This is a genomic window from Burkholderia sp. EMB26 (genome assembly GCF_024730645.1).
GTDB classification, from domain to species: Bacteria; Pseudomonadota; Gammaproteobacteria; order Burkholderiales; family Burkholderiaceae; genus Burkholderia; species Burkholderia cenocepacia.
The window spans coordinates 235,383-255,055 of record NZ_CP078071.1 but is presented as its reverse complement, the minus strand read 5'-3'; the positions used below and the strand labels follow the sequence as shown (position 1 = coordinate 255,055).

At 70.1% G+C, this 19,673-nt stretch carries 17 protein-coding genes; 8 read left to right on the top strand and 9 right to left on the bottom strand.

All coding sequences use genetic code 11. The features are described 5' to 3' along the window. Positions 1 to 15 precede the first annotated feature (15 nt). Together KU887_RS17870 and gtdA are read right to left on the bottom strand one after the other, a co-directional pair. Complete coding sequence (locus tag KU887_RS17870; protein WP_006488722.1) at positions 16 to 714, bottom strand: fumarylacetoacetate hydrolase family protein; 699 nt, start codon at positions 712 to 714, stop codon at positions 16 to 18. A gap of 87 nt (positions 715 to 801) precedes the next feature. Then, positions 802 to 1,845 (bottom strand): gentisate 1,2-dioxygenase, encoded by a 1,044-nt coding sequence (gene gtdA / locus KU887_RS17865; protein ID WP_006495052.1) that lies wholly within the window; start codon positions 1,843 to 1,845, stop codon positions 802 to 804. A 164-nt stretch (positions 1,846 to 2,009) separates the two neighbouring features. Between gtdA and KU887_RS17860 the strand changes: the two genes are divergently transcribed. Beyond that, positions 2,010 to 2,954: a LysR substrate-binding domain-containing protein gene (locus KU887_RS17860; RefSeq protein ID WP_006495053.1), complete on the top strand. Its 945-nt coding sequence runs from the start codon at positions 2,010 to 2,012 to the stop codon at positions 2,952 to 2,954. A 50-nt stretch (positions 2,955 to 3,004) separates the two neighbouring features. On the opposite strand, the gene KU887_RS17855 is transcribed toward KU887_RS17860, so the two are convergent. The 4 genes from KU887_RS17855 to KU887_RS17840 all read right to left on the bottom strand — a co-directional run bounded on the left by KU887_RS17855 (position 3,005) and on the right by KU887_RS17840 (position 6,842). Further along, positions 3,005 to 4,273 carry an FAD/NAD(P)-binding oxidoreductase gene (locus KU887_RS17855; protein WP_124675455.1) on the bottom strand — a complete coding sequence of 423 codons (1,269 nt, stop codon included), beginning with the start codon at positions 4,271 to 4,273 and terminating at the stop codon, positions 3,005 to 3,007. After that, positions 4,270 to 4,503 carry a 2Fe-2S iron-sulfur cluster-binding protein gene (locus KU887_RS17850; protein WP_006491351.1) on the bottom strand — a complete coding sequence of 78 codons (234 nt, stop codon included), beginning with the start codon at positions 4,501 to 4,503 and terminating at the stop codon, positions 4,270 to 4,272. Before KU887_RS17850 ends, KU887_RS17855 begins: the two co-directional genes overlap by 4 nt. Before the next feature lie 282 nt (positions 4,504 to 4,785). Further along, positions 4,786 to 5,913, bottom strand: a complete 1,128-nt coding sequence (locus KU887_RS17845; RefSeq protein WP_060265764.1) for an FAD-binding oxidoreductase — start codon at positions 5,911 to 5,913, stop codon at positions 4,786 to 4,788. Continuing rightward, positions 5,910 to 6,842: a 4-hydroxyproline epimerase gene (locus KU887_RS17840; RefSeq protein ID WP_060266117.1), complete on the bottom strand. Its 933-nt coding sequence runs from the start codon at positions 6,840 to 6,842 to the stop codon at positions 5,910 to 5,912. The genes KU887_RS17845 and KU887_RS17840 overlap by 4 nt, the downstream gene beginning before the upstream one ends. Before the next feature lie 251 nt (positions 6,843 to 7,093). On the opposite strand from KU887_RS17840, the gene KU887_RS17835 reads away from it, so the two are divergent. The 5 genes from KU887_RS17835 to ilvD all read left to right on the top strand — a co-directional run bounded on the left by KU887_RS17835 (position 7,094) and on the right by ilvD (position 14,707). After that, on the top strand, positions 7,094 to 8,014 hold the full coding sequence (locus KU887_RS17835; protein ID WP_006484863.1) for a dihydrodipicolinate synthase family protein: 921 nt from the start codon (positions 7,094 to 7,096) through the stop codon (positions 8,012 to 8,014). Between the two features lie 226 nt (positions 8,015 to 8,240). Further along, positions 8,241 to 9,866 (top strand): APC family permease, encoded by a 1,626-nt coding sequence (locus tag KU887_RS17830; RefSeq protein ID WP_006491049.1) that lies wholly within the window; start codon positions 8,241 to 8,243, stop codon positions 9,864 to 9,866. A gap of 70 nt (positions 9,867 to 9,936) precedes the next feature. After that, a complete protein-coding gene (locus tag KU887_RS17825; RefSeq protein WP_205672134.1) occupies positions 9,937 to 11,529 on the top strand; it encodes an aldehyde dehydrogenase (NADP(+)) in 1,593 nt (530 codons plus the stop codon). Further along, positions 11,522 to 12,544: an Ldh family oxidoreductase gene (locus KU887_RS17820; RefSeq protein ID WP_034202475.1), complete on the top strand. Its 1,023-nt coding sequence runs from the start codon at positions 11,522 to 11,524 to the stop codon at positions 12,542 to 12,544. Before KU887_RS17825 ends, KU887_RS17820 begins: the two co-directional genes overlap by 8 nt. A 303-nt stretch (positions 12,545 to 12,847) precedes the next feature. After that, positions 12,848 to 14,707 carry a dihydroxy-acid dehydratase gene (ilvD, locus tag KU887_RS17815; RefSeq protein WP_012493271.1) on the top strand — a complete coding sequence of 620 codons (1,860 nt, stop codon included), beginning with the start codon at positions 12,848 to 12,850 and terminating at the stop codon, positions 14,705 to 14,707. Positions 14,708 to 14,829: 122 nt separating this feature from the next. Here ilvD and KU887_RS17810 read toward each other — a convergent pair whose 3' ends face one another. Continuing rightward, the gene (locus tag KU887_RS17810; protein ID WP_258256936.1) at positions 14,830 to 15,693 is read right to left on the bottom strand and encodes an SH3 domain-containing protein; all 864 of its coding nucleotides are present in this window, start codon (positions 15,691 to 15,693) and stop codon (positions 14,830 to 14,832) included. 33 nt (positions 15,694 to 15,726) lie between these two features. Then, positions 15,727 to 16,179, bottom strand: a complete 453-nt coding sequence (locus tag KU887_RS17805) for a hypothetical protein (protein WP_006484690.1) — start codon at positions 16,177 to 16,179, stop codon at positions 15,727 to 15,729. A 297-nt stretch (positions 16,180 to 16,476) separates the two neighbouring features. Here KU887_RS17805 and KU887_RS17800 point away from each other — a divergent pair, with 297 nt between their 5' ends. Beyond that, the gene (locus KU887_RS17800; RefSeq protein ID WP_006484701.1) at positions 16,477 to 18,003 is read left to right on the top strand and encodes a sigma-70 family RNA polymerase sigma factor; all 1,527 of its coding nucleotides are present in this window, start codon (positions 16,477 to 16,479) and stop codon (positions 18,001 to 18,003) included. Positions 18,004 to 18,185: 182 nt separating this feature from the next. Further along, complete coding sequence (locus tag KU887_RS17795; RefSeq protein ID WP_058902998.1) at positions 18,186 to 19,067, top strand: helix-hairpin-helix domain-containing protein; 882 nt, start codon at positions 18,186 to 18,188, stop codon at positions 19,065 to 19,067. Between the two features lie 154 nt (positions 19,068 to 19,221). Here KU887_RS17795 and KU887_RS17790 read toward each other — a convergent pair whose 3' ends face one another. Beyond that, the gene (locus tag KU887_RS17790) at positions 19,222 to 19,650 is read right to left on the bottom strand and encodes a helix-turn-helix domain-containing protein (RefSeq protein ID WP_006484694.1); all 429 of its coding nucleotides are present in this window, start codon (positions 19,648 to 19,650) and stop codon (positions 19,222 to 19,224) included. Positions 19,651 to 19,673 lie beyond the last annotated feature (23 nt).

Genomic DNA, 19,673 nt, shown 5'->3' with positions numbered 1-19,673 from the left:
AGCGACGAACGGGCGTCAGACCACACGCACGGTCAGCTCGCCGAGACGCTCGACGCCGACCTTCATCACGTCGCCCGCGACCACCGGCCCGACCCCTTCGGGCGTGCCGGTAAAGATCACGTCGCCCGGTTCGAGGCGGAAGAACTTCGACAGGTCGGCCACCGTTTCCGCGACCGACCAGATCAGGTGCGACACGTCGCTCTTCTGCCTGGTCGCGCCGTTGACGGTCAGCCACAGGCCGCCCTGCTCGACATGTCCGACGTCGCTCGCCCGATGCACGGGCCCGAGCGGCGCCGAACGGTCGAACGCCTTGCCGATTTCCCACGGCCGCCCCATCTCGCGCATCTTCATCTGCAGGTCGCGGCGCGTCATGTCGAGGCCCACCGCATAGCCCCACACGTGGTCGAGCGCGCGTTCGAGCGGAATGTCCGAACCGCCCTTGCCGATCACCGCGACGAGTTCGGCTTCATAGTGATAGTTCTGCGTCTGCGACGGATACGCGAGATCGAGCGTCTCGCCGTACGCCACCGGCACGATCGAATCGGCGGGCTTGCAGAAGAAGAACGGCGGCTCGCGATCGGGATCGAAGCCCATCTCGCGCGCATGGGCCGCGTAGTTGCGGCCGACGCAATAGACGCGGCGAACCGCAAATCGGGCATCGCTGCCGGCAACGGGCAGCGCTACCGGCGCTTCGGGCGGGAATACGAAAGTCATGAACGGCTCCAGCGTAGACATGAATGAAGGGGCGCGCGCCGCGACTTCGGCGGCGCGCGGAAAACGGATCGTGGACGGCCGCCGGCGTCAGTCGCGCGCTTCGCGCAGCAGGTTCAGCGCGGACAGCACGGGCCGGTCGGAATAGCTGAACAGCACGCTGTCGGACGACGCCGACAACCGCACCGGCGCCCACGACGGCGCGACGAAGATGTCGTGCGGCGCGAACGCGAACGCCCGGTCGCCGATCAGCGCGGCGCCGCTGCCTTCGACGACGCAATAGATCGTCGCGTCGGTACTGCGATACGTGCGGCCGTCGAAGCCCGCGGGCAGGAACTGCATGAAGGTGGCGATGGTCGGCATCGGCCAGCCGCCCGTCGCGGGGTTCACGTAGCGCAGCTTCACGCCGTCCCACGCATCGAGTTCGCCGTTCCGGTACAGCGCGTCGAGCGCCTCGCGGCTGCGCGCATACGGATAGCTGAACACCGGCGACGTCGGATCGCTCACGCGATGCCGCACCGGCACCATGTTGTGACCGAAGCGCGCGAAGCTGTCGCCTTCCGGACGATTCACCGGCTGCACGGCTTCCGGGAAGTTCTCCGCGAAACCGGCGTCGAGGTGCGCGAGCAGCGGGATGTCGAGCCCGTCGAGCCACACGACCGGCTCGCCGCCGTCTTCCACCGACGGATTGCCGTGGTCGTGCCACGCCCACGACGGCGTGATGATGAAGTCGCCCGGATGCATCGTCGTGCGCTCGCCGTTCACGGCCGTCCACGCGCCGCGCCCTTCGACGATGAAACGCAGCGCCGACTGCGTATGACGGTGGCTCGGCGCGATCTCGCCCGGCAGGATCAGCTGCAGCCCCGCGTACAGGCTCGGCGTCATGCTCGACTTGCCCGGCAGCCCAGGGTTCTCCAGCACCAGCACGCGACGCACCGCTTCTTCGGCGCTGATCACGCTGCCGGCCTGCATCACGAGGTCGCGTATCTGTGCGTACTTCCAGATCGCGGCCTGCGCGGCCGGCTGCGGCGAGGTCGGCACGAGGTTGTGCAGCGATTCCCACAGCGGCGCCAGGCGCTGCTCGGCGATTCGTGCGTAGTAAGCGGCGCGCGTCGCGTCCGGATGAGTCGTCATGATGTCTCCTGCGGGTCGGCCGATCGGCGTCGGCGCTATGTCGGGGCGGGAACCGTACTGCAGTCCGTCAGCAGATTTATATTCGACGCAGACATACCCGGTAAAATGGTCAAATCATCTGATCCATATATTTCTGGATATACCTACCTGCAACGAGGCATGCAATGGACTGGACCCACCGGCTGCGTCTGCGGCATCTGCAGGTACTGTTGAGCCTGGCCGGCACCGGCAATCTGAGCCAGTCGGCGGTCGCGCTCGCGACCACGCAGCCGGCGCTGTCGAAATGGCTGAAGGAGCTGGAAGAGGATGTCGGGCTGCCGCTGTTCGAGCGGCATGCGCGCGGGCTGCGGCCGACGCCTTACGGCGAAGCGCTGATCGAGCACGCGCGCCGCGTCGAAGCGCAGCTCGACATCGCGCGCGACGACATGGCCGCGTTGCGCGAAGGCGGCAGCGGCCTCGTGACGATCGGTACGTCGGGCGTCGCGGCGGCCGACACGGTGCCGTTCGCGGTGTCGCAGCTGCTGAAACGCATGCCGCGCGCGCAGGTGCGGCTCACCGAAAGCACGATGAACCAGTTGATGCCGCAGCTCGCGCGCAGCGAACTCGATATCGTCGTCGGCCGTTCGGGTTCGACGTCCGTCGATCCGCTGCTGCATGCCGAAGCGTTGTACGTCGATCCGGTCGTGTTCGTCGCGCGGCCCGACCACGCACTCGCCGGCGCGACGTCGCTCGGCTGGGACGACGTGCTCGCCTATCCGTGGATCGTGTGGCCGGCGGGTACGCCCGTCCACAATGCGCTGGAAGCCGCGCTGCACGCCGCCGGCCGCGTGCAGCCGCCGCACTGCGTCGAATCGAATTCGTCGATTCTCAACCTCACGCTGCTGAACAACACCGACCTGCTCGGCGTCGCGTCGCACCGCGCCGCGCGGCGCTTCGCGCAACTGAACGCGATCCGCATCCTGCCGATGGAACTCGAGGGCCAGGGCGCGGTATCGATGTACTGGCACCCCGACAGCGCGAACCGCGCGGCCGTGGCCGCGACGATCGAGTGCCTGCGCGCCTGTGCGGCACCGCAGGTTGGCGGATGGGAGAAAGTGAAGGTGGAATGAAAGGCGCGGCCCGGCGCGAACCGGGCCGCTTCACCGCGACGCCGCACGCATCATGCGCCGTCGCAGGGCCCCGTACCGTCGAGCATCAGCGTGCCGACCCGCGCGGGCACGAGCGGCGTGCGCGGCGCCGGCGGCGTCCAGCCGAACAGCGTCTGTGCGGCTGCACCGCACACGCGGCCCTGGCACGCGCCCATCCCGCAACGCGACTGCAGTTTGGCGGCCGTCCAGCCCGGTTCCCGCGCGACCGCATCGAACCGCACGTCTTCGCAACGACACAGCAGCGTGTCGGGCCGCGCGAGCCGGCGGATCGGCTCCCGGATCGCGAAGCGCTCGCGTACGGCCTCCGCGAAAGCCTGCCAGTGCGCGCGCCGCGCGACCCGCGCGGCCAGTCGTGCAGTCTGCCCGGTCGCTGCGTACCCGGCGATTTCGCCTTCGACCATCGCCAGCTCGCTGCCGCCGACGCCCGTGCACTCGCCCGCCGCGAAATACCCGTCGCGACTCGTGCGCTGGTGTGCGTCGACCGCCACCGCGCCGTGCTCGATCCGGCAGCCGAGATGACGCGGCAGCACGGTATTCGGCACGAGGCCGAAGCCGCACGCGAGCCGGTCGCAGTCGACGTCGAATTCGCGATCGCCCTGGCGAATCCGCACGCGTTCGAGCCGCTGGTCGCCGAACGCCTCGACGACGTACGCAGCCGGCCGATAAGCAGCCGTGACGAGCTTCGCGGCCTGCGCGAGCTTCGACGGCCAGCGCCACAGCCCCGCGCCGAAGCCAGCGACGTCGCCCCATGCGGCCTGTTCGAGCACGTGCGACACGCGTGCGCCGGCCTGCCGGGCCGTCGCCGCGCTCGCCAGCAGCAGCGGCCCGCTGCCCGCGATCACCGTGCGCTGCCCGCGCACGTCGAGCCCGTACTTGATCAGCGCCTGCAAGCCGCCCGCGCCGGTCACGCCCGGCAGCGTCCAGCCCGGAAACGGCAGCAGCAGCTCGCGCGCGCCGCAGCAGAGAATCAGCGTCCGGAAATCGAGCAGCAGCCCGCGTTCGTCGTCCTCGAGCAGCAGCGTGCCCGGCTGCGTTTCGGCGACGATGCGCGTCGCCGCGAGATGCGTGACGTTCGGCTGTCGCAGCACGGCAAGGCGTTCGGCGGCGGCCGGCGTCGGTGCGGACGCTGCCGGCTGCCGCCAGATCTGCCCGCCCGCGCGCGGGTTGTCGTCGACGATCGCAACCGTCGCGCCGCTGCGCGCGGCGGCTCGTGCGGCCGACAGCCCGGCCGGGCCCGCGCCGACGATCGCGACGTCGACGCTCAATCGTTCCTGATTCATCGCGTGCGCTCCACCTGCATGCCGTCGCGGCACAGCGTCTGGCACGCCAGCCGGCGCCGGCCGTCGATCGTCATCCGGCATTCCTGGCAGATGCCCATTCCGCAAAACGGCGCACGCGCCGCACCCGTGCACGACACGCGCGTCATGTCGTCGCCGCTCGCCGCGACGGCGGCCGCGACGGTCGCGCCGTCGGCCACCGTCAGCGCGCGGCCGTCCAGATGAATGATCATGTCCGCCTCCGCCGGGCCGCCCCAAGGAGGCTGACCGCCCCCGCGGGGGGCAGCGAACAAAGTGAGCGTGGGGGTCGTTTCATCTCAGCCTCCGCCGGGCCGCCGCAAGGGCGTAGCAGGGAATTCGCAGCGCATCGCTCTGCGCCTGCGTAGCGGGCCGGCTTTGCAAAGCCGGCCGTGGACGGCTGACGGCCCCCGCCGGAGGCACCTTGCATGGGACCGGCGTAAGCGCTGAAGCGCCAACGCCGGCCGACGGCGAACGAAGTAAGCGTGGGGATGGTTTCATGTCAGCGCTCCAGCTACGGGGGACGCGGTCAGGAAGCGTCCCGGCAAATACGGTTCGATCTCGATGGGCGGCCGCTCGCCGGCCATCAGCGCGGCGACGAGCCGCGCGCTGCCCGGTGCGGTCGTCACGCCGAGCCCTTCGTGCCCGACCGCGAGCCACACGCCCGGCCGCGCCGGGTGCTCGCCGAGCAGCGGCAGGCCGTCGGGACTCGCGGAGCGAAAGCCGGTCCAGGCGCGGATGCCGTTCAGATCGGCCAGCGCCGGCAGATAGCCGACCGCGCGGCGCAGCATGCGCGCGAGCACGGGCGGCTCGACCTGCGCGTCCTCGGTGTCGAACTGGCGCGACGAGCCGATCAGCAACTGACCGGTCGGCCGCGGCTGCACGTTGAACGCGACCGACGTGCCGTCGCTCGCGTGCGCGCTCGCCGCATAGCCCAGCTCGACGAGCTGGTGCGACACGTGGCCCGGATAGCGGTCGGTAATCAGCAGATGCCCTTTTTTCGGGCGCAGCGGCAATTCGGGCAGCAGCGTACGCGCCGCGACGCCGTTCGCGACCACCACGCGCTCCGCGCGCAGCACGTCGCCGCTTGCGAGCGTCACGCTCGGGCCATCGACCGCGACGGCCCGCTCGCGGCGCACCGTGACGCGCGGCGCGCGCTGCAGCAGCCAGTTCGCGGTGACGGGTGCGTAGAGAATCGCGTCGCCAGGAATCTTCAGCGCGCCGCCGAGGCCCGCGCGCAGCATCGGCTCCAGTTGCGCGAGCGCCGCCGCGTCGATCAGCTCGCCGGCCACGCCGTGCGCGGCGAGCGTCGCCTGCTTCGCGCGCGCCAGATCCATCTCGTGCGCATCGGCCGCGAGCCACAGCGTGCCGCAGTTGCGGTAGGCGCAGCCGTCGGGCATCTCGCCGCTCAACGCGCGCCACAGTTCGATCGAGTAATGGCTCAGCGCGAGCTCCGCCGCGTTGTCGTCCATCGCGACGAGGTGCCCCATGCCTGCGCCGGTCGCGCCGCCGCTCGCATCGTCGACGACGAGCACGCGCAGCCCGCGCTGCGCGAGTTCGTGCGCGCACGCCGCGCCGACGATGCCGGCGCCGATCACGACGACGTCGGTCTTCGCTTCGCTCACGACCCGATGCCCCAGCCGAACGGATCGTCTTCCTCGATCAGCAGCGTCGCTTCCGCGCTCAGGTGCGCGCTGCCGCGAATCGTCGGCACGATGCCGCCGTCGGCCCGCTCGTAGCTCGCGTGAAACACGCTGCCGATCACGCTCGCCTGCCGCCACACGGCGCCCGGTGCGAGCTTGCCGTCGGCCGCGAGGCACGCGAGCTTCGCGCTCGTGCCGGTGCCGCACGGCGAACGGTCGTACGCGAGGCCCGGGCACAGCACGAAGCTGCGGCTGTCGTGCTCGGGATCGTCGGCGAACAGCTCGATGTGGTCGATCTCGCCGCCGTTCGCGCCGGTGATGCCCGCGCGTTCCAGCCCTTCGCGCACGGCCGACGCATACGCGGTGAGCGCCGCGACGTTGTCGCCGGCGACGCGCTGCCCGTGGTCGCTGATCAGGAAGAACCAGTTGCCGCCCCACGCGATGTCGCCCTTCACGGGGCCGTATCCCGGCACGTCGAGCGCGACGCCCTGCGCGTGGCGATACGCGGGCACGTTGCGCACGCTGACCGACAGGTCGTCGTGCAGCGTCGCCTCGACGGTGCCGACCGGCGTCTCGATCCTGTGCACGCCCGGCGCGATGCGTCCCATGTGATGCAGCGTGCGCACGACGCCGATCGTGCCGTGCCCGCACATCCCGAGATAGCCGCTATTGTTGAAGAAGATCACGCCGGCCGCCGCGTCGGGCGCTACCGGGTCGCACAGCAGCGCGCCGACCAGCACGTCGCTGCCGCGCGGCTCGAGGATGCACGCGGTGCGGTAACGGTCGTGCTCGCGCGCGAGCACGTCGCGCCGCTCGGCCATCGTGCCGTTGCCGAGCGACGGAAAGCCGGACACGACGAGCCGAGTGGGTTCGCCGCCCGTGTGCGAATCGATGATCTGGATGCGCTTCATCATGAGCCGTCCGAAGTGGGGAAAGGAGCATAGCTTCCTCCGTCGCGCGTCCGTCCGCTTGTGGCTTTTCGATGAGGACGACGACGAAATCGGCATAGTGCGATGCGCCCCTCCCGCCCCTGCCGGCCACTGTGCCGATTTCGTCATTTTGCTCCGCGATACGACTCAAGCGTGATGGGCGTTTGCGCGGCGATACTGGTTGCCACACCGACACACCCGTCGGCCGACCGATACGAACGTAGGAGATTTCAGTGAGCCGAAACGCCATTCAGTGGACCGGGGTTTTCCCGGCCGTCAGCACCCAGTTCAAGCCGGACTTTTCCCTCGACATCGACGCCACGCACCGCGTGGTCAAGAACCTGGTGAACGACGGCGTGTCGGGCCTCGTGGTCTGCGGCACGGTCGGCGAAAACACGTCGCTGTCGACGAGCGAGAAGCTGCAGGTCATCGAGGCCGCACGCGACGCGGCCGGCGGCAAGATTCCGGTGATCGCCGGCATCGCCGAATTCACGACCGAATTCGCGCGCAACACGGTGCGCGAAGCGCAGCGCGTCGGCGTCGACGGCGTGATGGTGATGCCCGCGCTCGTCTACTCGGCGAAGCCGCACGAAACCGCCGCGCACTTCCGCGCGGTCGCGACGAGCACCGACCTGCCGGTGATGGTCTACAACAACCCGCCGATCTACAAGAACGACGTGACGCCCGACGTGCTGATCGCGTTGCAGGATTGCGAGAACATCGTCTGCTTCAAGGATTCGTCGGGCGATACGCGCCGCTTCATCGACCTGCGCAATGCGGTCGGCGATCGCTTCGTGCTGTTCGCGGGCCTCGACGACGTCGTGGTCGAGAGCATCGCGGTCGGCGCGGAAGGCTGGGTGTCGGGCATGTCGAACGCGTTCCCGAAGGAAGGCGAGACGCTGTTCCGCCTCGCGAAGCAGAAGCGCTTCGACGAAGCGCTCGCGCTGTATCGCTGGTTCATGCCGCTGCTGCACCTCGACGCACGCCCCGACCTCGTGCAGTGCATCAAGCTGTGCGAAGAGCTGGTCGGCCGCGGCAGCGCGATCACGCGCCCGCCGCGCCTCGCGCTGCAAGGCGACACGCTCGCGGAAGTGAAGGCCATCGTCGCGAAGGCGCTCGAAACGCGCCCGGCGCTGCCCGACGTCGGTCTCTGATCGACGCCCCTGCGGCGGCGCGCGGGCTTGCCCCTGTTCGTCGCCGTCCGCGGTCCGGCATGGCCTGCGGGCCCGTTCACCGGCGGCGCCAGCCCGCGCCGCCGGTGAACGGGTCGCGGCCCGCCCCGGTCGTTCGAACCGGGCGACGCCGGCCGGCAGGCGTGCGCGCTGCTCCGTCGGAGCGCGCCACGCGCGCCTGCACCGACATTCCCCAGGAGACAAGCCCATGCCAGGCCAAGGCAACGCACACCCGTCTGTCCCGCTTTCCCGTTCCGCGCACCCCGGCGCGGGTCACGGCAAGTTCAAGAAACAGCTGTCGCTGACCGATCTCACGTTCATCGGTCTCGGCGCCATTTTCGGTTCGGGGTGGCTGTTCGCCGCGAGTCATGTGTCGACGATCGCGGGCCCGGCCGGCATCTTCTCGTGGCTGCTCGGCGGCTTCGCGGTCCTGCTGCTCGGCATCGTCTACTGCGAACTCGGCGCCGCGCTGCCGCGCGCGGGCGGCGTGGTGCGCTACCCGGTGTTCTCGCACGGCCCGCTGCTCGGCTACCTGATGGGCTTCATCACGCTGATCGCGTTCTCGAGCCTGATCGCGATCGAAGTCGTCGCCGCGCGCCAGTACGCGGCCGCATGGTTTCCGGGGCTGACGGTCGAAGGATCGAGCGACCCCACCACGCTAGGCTGGCTCGTGCAGGCCGCGCTGCTCTGCTTCTTCTTTTACCTGAACTATTCGAGCGTGAAGACGTTCGCGAAGGCGAACAACATCATCAGCATCTTCAAGTTCATCGTGCCGCTGTCGGTGATCGCGGTGCTGTTCACGTTCTTCAAGCCCGCGAACCTGACCGTGCACGGCTTCGCGCCGTTCGGCATGCCGGGCATCGAGATGGCCGTGTCGGCCGGCGGCATCATTTTCGCGTATCTCGGGCTCACGCCGATCGTGTCGGTCGCGAGCGAGGTGCGCAATCCGCAGCGCACGATCCCGATCGCGCTGATCCTGTCGATCCTGCTGTCGACGCTGATCTACGTGCTGCTGCAACTCGCGTTCATCGGCAGCATCCCGACGGCCATGCTCGCCGCAGGCTGGCACGACGTGAGCAAGGCGTTCTCGCTGCCGTACCGCGACATCGCCCTCGCGCTCGGCGTCGGCTGGCTCGCGGTGATGGTCGTCGCCGACGCGATGATCTCGCCGAGCGGCTGCGGCAACATCTACATGAACGCGACGCCGCGCGTGGTCTACGGCTGGGCGAAGACGGGCACCTTCTTCAAGGTGTTCACGCGCGTCGACGAAGCGTCGGGCATCCCGCGCGCGGGCCTGTGGCTCACGTTCGGCCTCGCGATCTTCTGGACGCTGCCGTTCCCGTCGTGGGAAGCGCTGATCAACATCGTGTCGGCCGCGCTGGTGCTCAGCTATGCGGTCGCCCCGGTGTCGGTCGCCGCGCTGCGCCGCACCGCGCCCGACCTGCCGCGGCCGTTCCGCGCCAGCGCGTTCGGCCTCACCGGCCCCGCGTCGTTCGTGATCGCCGCGTTGATCGTCTACTGGTCGGGCTGGAGCACGGTGTCCTGGCTGCTCGGCCTGCAGATCGTGATGTTCGCGATCTATCTCGCGTGCCGCCGCTGGGTGCCGACCGCGCACCTGAGCCTCGCCGAGCAGGTGCGTTCGTCCGCGTGGCTGATCGCGTTCTATGCGGCGATGATCGTGCTGTCGTATCTCGGCGGCTTCGGCGGCACGGGCCGGCTCGCGCATCCGTACGACACGGTCGTCGTCGCGGCCGTCGCGCTCGTCATCTACTACTGGGGCGCAAACACCGGCGTGCGCACCGACAAGCTGCAACTCGACGACGACGAGGATTGACGCGCGCGCCCTTCTCCCTTCCAGCGGCCGGGCGCAGCACGCCCGGCCCGGCTTTTTTCCGAGGAAAACCATGCAACTCACAGGTCAGCTCCTGATCGGCCAGTCGGCCGTCGCCGGACAGAACGGCACTCTCCATGCGATCGCCGCCGCCACCGGTGAACCGCTCGAACCGGCGTTCGGCGGCGCGAGCCTGCACGATCTGGAAACGGCGTGCGCACTCGCCGACGACGCGTTCGACACCTATCGCGAAACGTCGCTCGACGCACGCGCCGCGTTCCTCGACGCGATCGGCCGCCACATCATGGCGCTCGGCGACGACCTGATCGAGCGCTGCGTCGTCGAAACGGGGCTGCCGCGCGCGCGCATCGAAGGCGAACGCGGCCGCACGGTCGGCCAGCTCGCGCTGTTCGCGTCGCTCGTGCGGGACGGCGGTTTTCTCGACGCCCGCATCGACCCGGCGCGCCCCGAACGCAAGCCGCTGCCGCGCGTCGACCTGCGCCTGCGCAACGTCGCGGTCGGGCCGGTGGCCGTGTTCGGCGCGTCGAACTTCCCGCTCGCGTTCTCGGTGGCCGGCGGCGACACGGCGTCGGCGCTCGCGGCCGGCTGCCCGGTGATCGTCAAGGCGCATTCCGCGCATCCGGGCACGTCGGAACTCGTCGGTCGCGCGATCCAGCAGGCCGCGCGCGAATGCGGGATGCCGGCCGGTGTGTTCTCGCTGCTGTTCGACGCGTCGCGCGAGATCGGCCAGGCGCTCGTCGCCGATCCGCGCATCAAGGCGGTCGGCTTCACCGGGTCGCGTCGCGGCGGCGTCGCGCTGATGCATATCGCGGCTGCGCGCCCCGAGCCGATCCCCGTCTATGCGGAAATGAGCTCGATCAACCCGGTGCTGCTGTGTCCCGCCGCGCTCGACGCGCGTCACGATGCGATCGCGCCGCAGTTCGTCGCGTCGCTCACGCTCGGCGCCGGCCAGTTCTGCACGAACCCGGGCCTCGTGCTGGCGGTCGACGGCCCCGCGCTGCGCGCGTTCGAAGCCGCAGCGGCCGACGCCGTGCGCGCCGTCGCCGCCCAGACGATGCTGACACCGCCCATCCATGCGAGCTATGCGCAAGGCGTCGCGGCGCTGCGCGATCACTCGGCCGTCGCGCTGCTGGCCGAAGGCGTCGAAGGCGGCCGCCATCAGGCGCGCGCGGCGCTGCTCGCAACCTCTGCGGACGCATTCATCGCCCACCCCGAATTGCGCGACGAAGTGTTCGGTCCCGCGTCGCTGATCGTGCGCTGCCCGGACACCGACACGCTGCATCGTGTGCTGAAATCGCTCGAAGGCCAGTTGACGATCGCCGCACACATCGCCGACGGCGACGCGGCGCTGTTCGCCGCGCTGCGTCCGACGCTCGAACGCAAGGCCGGCCGCATTCTCGTCAACGGCTTCGGCACGGGCGTCGAGGTCGGCCATGCGATGGTGCACGGCGGCCCGTTCCCGGCGACGTCCGACACGCGCACGACGTCCGTCGGCGCCCGCGCGATCGAGCGCTTCCTGCGGCCCGTGTCGTACCAGGACGTGCCGGACGCGCTGCTGCCGGACGCGATCCGCTGCAGCAATCCGCTGCACGTGCCGCAACGCATCGACGGCGTGCCCGCCCCGCGCGAGGTGAACCATGGCTGACCACACCACCGAAGTCGTCCTGTCGCTCGATGAAGTCCAGGCGCTCGCGTTGCGCGTGCTGACGCACCACGGGATGTCCGACGCGCATGCGCGCGCCATCGCGAACGTGATCACGCAGGGCCAGCGCGACGAATGCCATTCGCACGGCGTGTACCGGCTGCTCGTCTGCGTGCGGTCGCTGAAGAAAGGCAAGGTCGATCCGCAAGCCGTGCCGACGCTGCGCCGGCTGTCGTCGTCGATCGTCGCGGTCGATGCGCATCGCGGCTTCTCGCTGCTGAGCTTCGAGACCGGGCTGCCCGTGCTGGTCGAGATGGCGAAGCAGCACGGCATCGCCGCGATGGCGATCAACCACTGCTATCACTTCTCCGCGCTGTGGCCCGAGGTCGAGGCGATCGCGGCCGAAGGGCTGGTCGGCATCGCGATGAACCCGAGCCACAGCTGGGTCGCGCCGGAAGGCGGCCGCGAACCGGTGTTCGGCACCAACCCGATCGCGTTCGCGTGGCCGCGCCCGGGCGGCGAGCCGTTCGTGTTCGATTTCGCGACGAGCGCGATCGCGCGCGGCGACATCGAGCTGCACGCGAAGCAAGGCAAGGCGATTCCGTCGCACTGGGCGATCGACGCGGACGGTCAGCCGACCACCGACCCGAAGGCCGCGCTGCAAGGCGCGATGCGCACGTTCGGCGGCCACAAGGGTTCGGCGCTCGCGGCGATGGTCGAGCTGCTCGGCGGCGCGCTGATCGGCGACATGACGAGCCGGGAATCGATGGACTTCGACGAGGGCGTCGGCGCGACGCCGTGCCACGGCGAACTCGTGATCGCGTTCGATCCGAAGGTATTTCTCGGCGACGAGCTCGACACGGGGCTCGCGCGCGGCGAGCGGATGTTCGAATCGATCGTCGCGCAGGGCGCGCGGCTGCCGTCGCAACGACGCTTCGACGCCCGCGCGCGCAGCATCGCGAACGGCGTGCGGATTCCGAAGCCGCTGTACGACGAGATCCTGACGCTGCTCGACTGACGCACGCTCGAGCGGCACGGCGCGGCTTCATCGTCGGCAGGACGGGCGAGGAAGCCGCCGTCCGGCTGCGCTGAAGATGGCCTGCGTCCCGTTTCGGGCCCGGCGCGCGTGGCGCACGCGGCCGCTGCCCGGCTCACGCCCCCGCCGCCCGCCCGCTTCCGCCGGCGCCGCAGGCCCGTCGGCTGTGGGATAATCGCGGAGTTTGCCCAGGGCGCAGCTCAAGAGGTTGTTCGCACGGGCACGAGAGAGGCCTTTATTCCCGTGCCTCCACCCTTTTCCCGCGATATTTCTTCAGCCATCACCATGCCCACTTACCGCTCCAAAACCTCTACCGCCGGCCGCAACATGGCAGGTGCGCGCTCGCTGTGGCGCGCCACCGGCATGAAAGACGACGATTTCTCGAAGCCGATCATCGCGGTCGTCAACTCGTTCACGCAATTCGTGCCCGGGCACGTGCACCTGAAGGATCTTGGCCAGCTCGTCGCGCGCGAGATCGAGGCCGCCGGCGGCGTCGCGAAGGAATTCAACACGATCGCGGTCGACGACGGCATCGCGATGGGCCACGACGGCATGCTGTACTCGCTGCCGAGCCGCGACATCATCGCCGACTCGGTCGAATACATGGTGAACGCGCACTGCGCGGACGCGATGGTGTGCATCTCGAACTGCGACAAGATCACGCCGGGGATGCTGATGGCCGCGATGCGCCTCAACATTCCGGTGATCTTCGTGTCGGGCGGCCCGATGGAAGCCGGCAAGACGCGCCTCGCGAACCCGGTCACCAAGACCGTCGAACTGAAGAAGCTCGACCTCGTCGACGCGATGGTGATCGCGGCCGACCAGTCGTATTCGGACGCCGACGTCGCCGAAGTCGAACGCTCGGCCTGCCCCACCTGCGGCTCGTGCTCGGGCATGTTCACCGCGAACTCGATGAACTGCCTGACCGAAGCGCTCGGCCTGTCGCTGCCCGGCAACGGCACGGTGGTCGCCACGCACGCCGATCGCGAACAGTTGTTCAAGCGCGCGGGCCGCCGCATCGTCGAACTGACGCGCCAGCACTACGAGCAGGACGACGAACGCGTGCTGCCGCGCTCGGTCGGCTTCAAGGCGTTCGAGAACGCGATGACGCTCGACATCGCGATGGGCGGCTCGACCAACACGATCCTGCACCTGCTCGCGATCGCGCAGGAAGCCGGCATCGACTTCACGATGAAGGACATCGACCGCCTGTCGCGCACCGTACCGCAGCTGTGCAAGGTCGCGCCGAACACGAACAAGTACCACATCGAGGACGTCCACCGCGCAGGCGGCATCATGGCGATCCTCGGCGAGCTCGAGCGCGCCGGCAAGCTGCACACCGACGTGCCGACCGTCCACGCGCCGACGCTGAAGGACGCGCTCGACCAATGGGACATCGTCCTCACGCAGGACGACGCGGTCCGCACGTTCTACCTGGCCGGCCCGGCCGGCATCCCGACGCAGGTCGCGTTCAGCCAGAACACGCGCTGGCCGAGCCTCGATCTCGACCGCGCCGAAGGCTGCATCCGCTCGTACGAGCATGCGTTCTCGAAGGAAGGCGGCCTCGCGGTGCTGACGGGCAACATCGCGCTCGACGGCTGCGTCGTGAAGACGGCCGGCGTCGACGAGAGCATCCTCGTGTTCGAAGGCTCCGCTCATGTGACCGAATCGCAGGACGAAGCGGTCGAGAACATCCTGAACGACAAGGTCAAGGCCGGCGACGTGGTGATCGTGCGCTACGAAGGCCCGAAGGGCGGCCCGGGCATGCAGGAAATGCTCTACCCGACCAGCTACATCAAGTCGAAGGGGCTCGGCAAGGCGTGTGCGCTGCTGACGGACGGCCGGTTCTCGGGCGGTACGTCGGGCCTGTCGATCGGCCACTGCTCGCCGGAAGCGGCAGCGGGCGGCGCGATCGGCCTCGTGCGCGACGGCGACCGGATCCGCATCGACATTCCGAACCGCACGATCGACGTGCTGGTGTCGGACGAAGAACTGGCGCGCCGCCGCGAAGAGCAGAACGCGAAGGGCTGGAAGCCGGCGCAGCCGCGTCCGCGCAAGGTGTCCGCCGCGCTGAAGGCATACGCGAAGCTGGTCATGTCGGCCGACAAGGGCGCCGTGCGAGATCTGTCGCTGCTCGACGACTGACGACGCATGCGACGGGCGACCGGTGGCGTCTTGCCCTGCCGCGCGCTTGCCCAGTCAAAAAGCCGCTCTCCGGAGCGGCTTTTTTTCGTCTGGCGCCGGGAAAATCCGCGGCACCGACGCCATCAGTGACGGAGTTCGTCGGGACCGCCACCTCCACCGCCGCCGTGGTTGCCGCCGCCGTTTCCGCCGCCTTGCGGCCGCGCATAACCGCCGCCACCCCAGCCGCCCTGGCGCGTGGGCTGAGGCATCGTGCGGCCCTCGCCGCCCGGTGCGGGCGACGGGTGCAGCACGGCCGGCGGCGGATTGGCCGGACGCGCATTGCCCGCTCCGCCCGGCATCGGCGTCGGCGCCGCCGGGCTGGCCGGGCGCGCATTACCCATCCCGCCCGGCATCGGTGTGGGCGCCGGTGTCGGCGCAGCCGGCGGCGGCACGCGGTTCGCGCCATTCCAGCCGCCACGCGTGGCCGACGGCCGCGTGTCATGCACGGGCGGCGAGCCGCCCGGCGCGACCTGCAGCGGCGCGCCCGGTTGCGGACGCCCTTGCGCCGGCGGCATGCCGCCGGGGCCGAGCCTCGGCTCCGCACGATGCGCCCAACGATCGCGGTCGGGATACCACGGGCGATGCCGGTAATAGCGATCCCAGTACGCGCCGATCGCGAACCCGGTCACCGGCACGCCGATGATCGCGCCGTATTCGAGCAGCGGCACGTAGCTGCCCTGGTACGGATAGTCGAGCAACTGCGCATCGATCCAGCCGCGCACGCCCGGCAGGGCGACGTCGCACCACGTGTAGTCGCTCAGGCAACCGAAGACGTCGAGCGCGGTGCCGGGCGGAATCTGCGCGACCACCGGATAATCGGGCGCCGGCCCGGCAAACAGCTCGGCCGGCGAATTCGTGTAAGCGCTGCTCTGCGCATCGGCGACGCCCGGCGCGGCCGCGAGGCCGGCCAGGACGACGCACAGACTTCGGACAATCGTGTTCCTCATGATGCTCTCCCGCGCAACGTCGCCGCGCGCCGGTCAGTGCCGATGGCCGCCGCCCCAGTGGCCGCCACCCCAATGTCCACCGCCCCAATGCCCGCCGCCCCACGGCCGATGCCAGTACCCGCCGCGGCCGCCCCAGTAGCCGCCACCCCAGCGGCCCCAGAAGCCGATCGTCACGGGCGGCCCGTACCAGCCGGAGTAGTACGCCGGGTAAGCGTACGGATACGGCGCGTACGGATACGGCGGCGGCACGTAGGCCGGCGCGACATACACGGGCACTGCCGGGCCGACGTCGACCTCTGCCTGGGGCACGGTCGACGCGGCCGGGCCGGGCGCGGTCGGTGCGGCCGGAATCTCGCGCTGCGTCACCGTGGCGGGCACCGGCGCGTAATAAGGTGCATAACCGTACGGGCTCGTGTAGTAGCAGCCGCCAAGCGCCAGGGCGGCCAGCGCGACGACGGCGGGCCTCGCGGCGGAAATCGGGTTCATCTCGTACTCCGGCAGAATCCGCGCGTCGCCGCCGGGCGCGCGCCTGACTCTAGCTTACGTCCCCTGCAGATTTCCGCGCGTATGATCCGTTACTTTTTGTTTCCTGCCCTGGACGGCAGGGCGGGCACGCCGCGTGCTGGCCCGTCCGCGGCGCCGGCGTTGAAGTTGGCGCAAATGCCCTCAACTTGAACGATGTCGGCTGACCGGCGCGGACGGGCGTCCGCGACCCACCGGCAACCGCAAACCGGCGAGCTTCGGCCCGCCCCAGACAGGAACGCGGCTCGCGCCGCCATCGACATGACTACGCCACGCCCCACTCCCCGGGCGGACACACCGCTCGATCCGATCATCCAGCTGCTGGCGCTCGCCGGCGAGCAGGGTTATCTGACGCACGCCGACCTCGTCGACGCGCTGCCGCCCGAAAGCGACAGCCCCGACGCGCTCGATGTCGTGCGCGCCGCGCTGGCCGACATCGGCATCGCGGTACTCGACGAGCCGGCCGTGCCCGCGCCGTTCGCCGGCGCGGCGCCGGTCGAGGTCGACCGCGACGCGCTCGACGAAGGCCGGGCCATGCTCGGCGACCTCGCGCGCGGCACGAGCGCGTCGACCGATCCGCTCGCGCTCTACATGCGGCGCATGCACGCGGTGCCGCTGCTCACGCGCGAAGGCGAAATCGTGCTCGCCCGCGAGATCGAGACGGGCCGCCATCAGGTGCTGCACGCGATCGCCGGCTATCCGCCCGCGGTCGACGCGCTGCTCGAGCGTCATCGCGCGACGGGCACGACCGGCTCGCCCGATGACGACGACGCCGACGCGCCCGTGCCCGCCCGCTACGACACGCTGCAGGCAGCGGCGTCGGCGCTGCGCGAGGCAGTGCATGCGCATGGCACCCGTTCGGCCGAATACCGCGACGCACGCAACCACGTGGCCGCGCTGCTCGGTTCGCTCGCGTGGGTCGCGCCGGCCGTCGACGACGCGAGCCGTGTCGTGCGCGCGCTCGCGGCCGCCCCGCATGATCCGTCGGCAGGCGACGCGGCGTGCTTCGATGCGGTTGCACGGCGCGCGCTTGCTGCCGCGCTGAGCGACGGCCAGCAGAAGGTGCGCGACGCGACGCGGGCGATGCTCGAGGCGAACCTGCGGCTCGTGCTGTCGATCGCGCGCAAGTACCTGAACCGCGGCGTCGACCTGTCCGACCTCGTGCAGGACGGCTGCCTCGGCCTGATGCGCGCGATCGAGAAATTCGAATACCGGCGCGGGTTCAAGTTCTCGACCTATGCGACCTGGTGGATTCGCCAGGCGATCGCGCGCGCGGTCGCGGATCGCTCGCGTACGATCCGAGTGCCGGTGCACGTCGGCGACCAGTACCAGCGCGTGCAGCGGCATGCGCTGCGCTTTCGCCAGCGCACGGGCCGCCGCGCCACGCCGGCCGAGCTCGCGGCCGAAACCGGCCTCGCCGAAGACAAGCTGCGCGCGGTGCTCGCGCTGCCCGCCGAGCCGGTCTCGCTCGACACGCCGCTGCCGGACGCGGACACCGGCCTCGTGGAACTGATCGAGGATCAGGCATCGGCCAGCCCGTTCGAGCAACTGGCCGACACGCGCATGCGCGACTGCGTGCGGTCGCTGCTGCGGTCGGTCACGCCGACCGAGGCCGACGTGCTGCGCCGGCGGTTCGGCCTCGGCGGCGCCGAGCCCGACACCTACGACGCGATCGCGCAGGATGCGGGGATGTCGCGCGAGCGCGTGCGACAGATCGAGAAACGGGCGCTCGCCGCGCTGCGCACGGCCGCCGAGGCCGAGAACGCGCAGTCGTTTCTCGACGCGTAACCGCATCGCGCGCGGTGCACGGTCATGCCGCGTTCCGGCACGACCGTGCGCTGCGTGCCTGTGTTACGTTTGCCATTGACGCGCATCAAGTTTTCTTCATCGCGCGTCGCGACAATGATTGACAGCCGACCGGCGCATCGCTCGCCGCGTCCATTCCGTTTGTGCTTTCCGGGTCCCTTGCCATGCAGTCGACCGTCAGCCAGACGTACGAGGAAAACCGGCTTGTCGCGGCCTGCCTGCGCGAGGCCGCGCAATGGCTCGTCGACCAGGGTGCGAACCCGTACCGGGTCGCCGCTTACCGCGCCGCGGCCGATACGGTCGACGCGCTCGACCGCGACATCCGCAGCGTATTCGACGCCGGCGGCGTCGAGGCGCTCGGCGCGCTGCCCGACATCGGCACGGGCGTCGCGCAGGCGATCGCCGAGCTGCTGGTCACGGGACGCTGGCGCCAGCTCGACCGCTTGCGCGGCGACGCCGAACGCGTGTCCGCATTCGAAGCGGTGCCGGGCATCGGCCACGCGCTCGCGCTGCGCATTCATGACGCGCTGCACATCGACACGCTGGAGGAGCTCGAACGCGCGGCCCGCAACGGGCAGCTCGAAACGATCGCGGGCGTCGGCCCGCGGCGCGCGGTCGGCATCCGCGCCGCGCTCGACGACGTGCTGAGCCGGCGCCGCCGCTGGCAAGGCCACATGCAAAGCGCCGGCCCCGGCACGGAACCGCCCGTCGAACTGCTGCTTTACATCGATCGCCAGTACCGCAACAAGGCGGCCGCCGGCGTACTGCCGACGCTCGCGCACCGGCGCCTGAACGCGGACGGTTACGTGCCGCCGCCGGTGATGCACATGACGAAAGGCGGCTGGCATTTCACGGTGCTGAGCCAGCATGCCGCGATGCGTACGCCGGAAGCCGGCCGCCCGACCGACTGGGTCTCGCTCTATTTCTACGACGCGGTGCAATGCGAGCACCAGCGCACCGTGTTCACCGAAACGTACGGCGCGCTCGTCGGCAAGCGGATCGTGCGCGGGCGCGAGATGGAATGCCGCGTGTATTACGCGGGATGAGTCGGGCGTCGGCAGCGCTTCGCTGACGTCGAAGGCGGCACGGACCGGCAGCGCCGTCTCGCGATTCGGCACGTACGTCGAACCCGCCACGTCACCACGTCACCGCCCTTCCGTCGCATGGCTACCGAACCGCCCGCCTCGCGCAGGCTCGCCGCTACGCGGCGCCTTCCGCCTTCGCACGGCGCGCCGGATGACGATGCGCGGCAATGCGCAACAGCTTCTGGAACGACGGGCATTCGAGATGGTTCGCCGCCGGGCACACGGCCGCATGCCGCAGCGCATCGCGCACCGCACCGAGACGGCGGATCGTGCGGTCGAGCTCGTCGGCCTTGCCGTCGAGCTTCGCGCGGTCGATCGCGGGCCGCCCCTGCGCGCCGACCATCGCGAGGATGTCGTCGAGCGAGAAACCGGCCTCCCGCCCGAGCGCGATCAGCGCCAGGCGCTCCAGCACCGATTCGTCGTATTGCCGCCGCAGCCCGTGCCGGCCGATCGGAACGATCAGCCCTTTTTCCTCGTAGTAGCGCAGCGTCGATGCGGGCAATCCCGTGCGCCGCGCGACGTCCGCAATGTCCAGTCGGCCCATGCTTGACCTCAAGTTCACTTGAA

Bases quoted from the DNA above. Each gene is read 5' to 3' on its own strand.
- KU887_RS17800 (WP_006484701.1), top strand. From the start codon at position 16,477: ATGACTACGCCACGCCCCACTCCCCGGGCGGACACACCGCTCGATCCG.
- KU887_RS17830 (WP_006491049.1), top strand. From the start codon at position 8,241: ATGCCAGGCCAAGGCAACGCACACCCGTCTGTCCCGCTTTCCCGTTCC.
- gtdA (WP_006495052.1), bottom strand. From the start codon at position 1,845: ATGACGACTCATCCGGACGCGACGCGCGCCGCTTACTACGCACGAATC.
- KU887_RS17810 (WP_258256936.1), bottom strand. From the start codon at position 15,693: ATGAGGAACACGATTGTCCGAAGTCTGTGCGTCGTCCTGGCCGGCCTC.
- KU887_RS17825 (WP_205672134.1), top strand. From the start codon at position 9,937: ATGCAACTCACAGGTCAGCTCCTGATCGGCCAGTCGGCCGTCGCCGGA.
- KU887_RS17795 (WP_058902998.1), top strand. From the start codon at position 18,186: ATGCAGTCGACCGTCAGCCAGACGTACGAGGAAAACCGGCTTGTCGCG.
- KU887_RS17820 (WP_034202475.1), top strand. From the start codon at position 11,522: ATGGCTGACCACACCACCGAAGTCGTCCTGTCGCTCGATGAAGTCCAG.
- ilvD (WP_012493271.1), top strand. From the start codon at position 12,848: ATGCCCACTTACCGCTCCAAAACCTCTACCGCCGGCCGCAACATGGCA.
- KU887_RS17860 (WP_006495053.1), top strand. From the start codon at position 2,010: ATGGACTGGACCCACCGGCTGCGTCTGCGGCATCTGCAGGTACTGTTG.
- KU887_RS17870 (WP_006488722.1), bottom strand. From the start codon at position 714: ATGACTTTCGTATTCCCGCCCGAAGCGCCGGTAGCGCTGCCCGTTGCC.
- KU887_RS17855 (WP_124675455.1), bottom strand. From the start codon at position 4,273: ATGAATCAGGAACGATTGAGCGTCGACGTCGCGATCGTCGGCGCGGGC.
- KU887_RS17790 (WP_006484694.1), bottom strand. From the start codon at position 19,650: ATGGGCCGACTGGACATTGCGGACGTCGCGCGGCGCACGGGATTGCCC.
- KU887_RS17850 (WP_006491351.1), bottom strand. From the start codon at position 4,503: ATGATCATTCATCTGGACGGCCGCGCGCTGACGGTGGCCGACGGCGCG.
- KU887_RS17805 (WP_006484690.1), bottom strand. From the start codon at position 16,179: ATGAACCCGATTTCCGCCGCGAGGCCCGCCGTCGTCGCGCTGGCCGCC.
- KU887_RS17840 (WP_060266117.1), bottom strand. From the start codon at position 6,842: ATGAAGCGCATCCAGATCATCGATTCGCACACGGGCGGCGAACCCACT.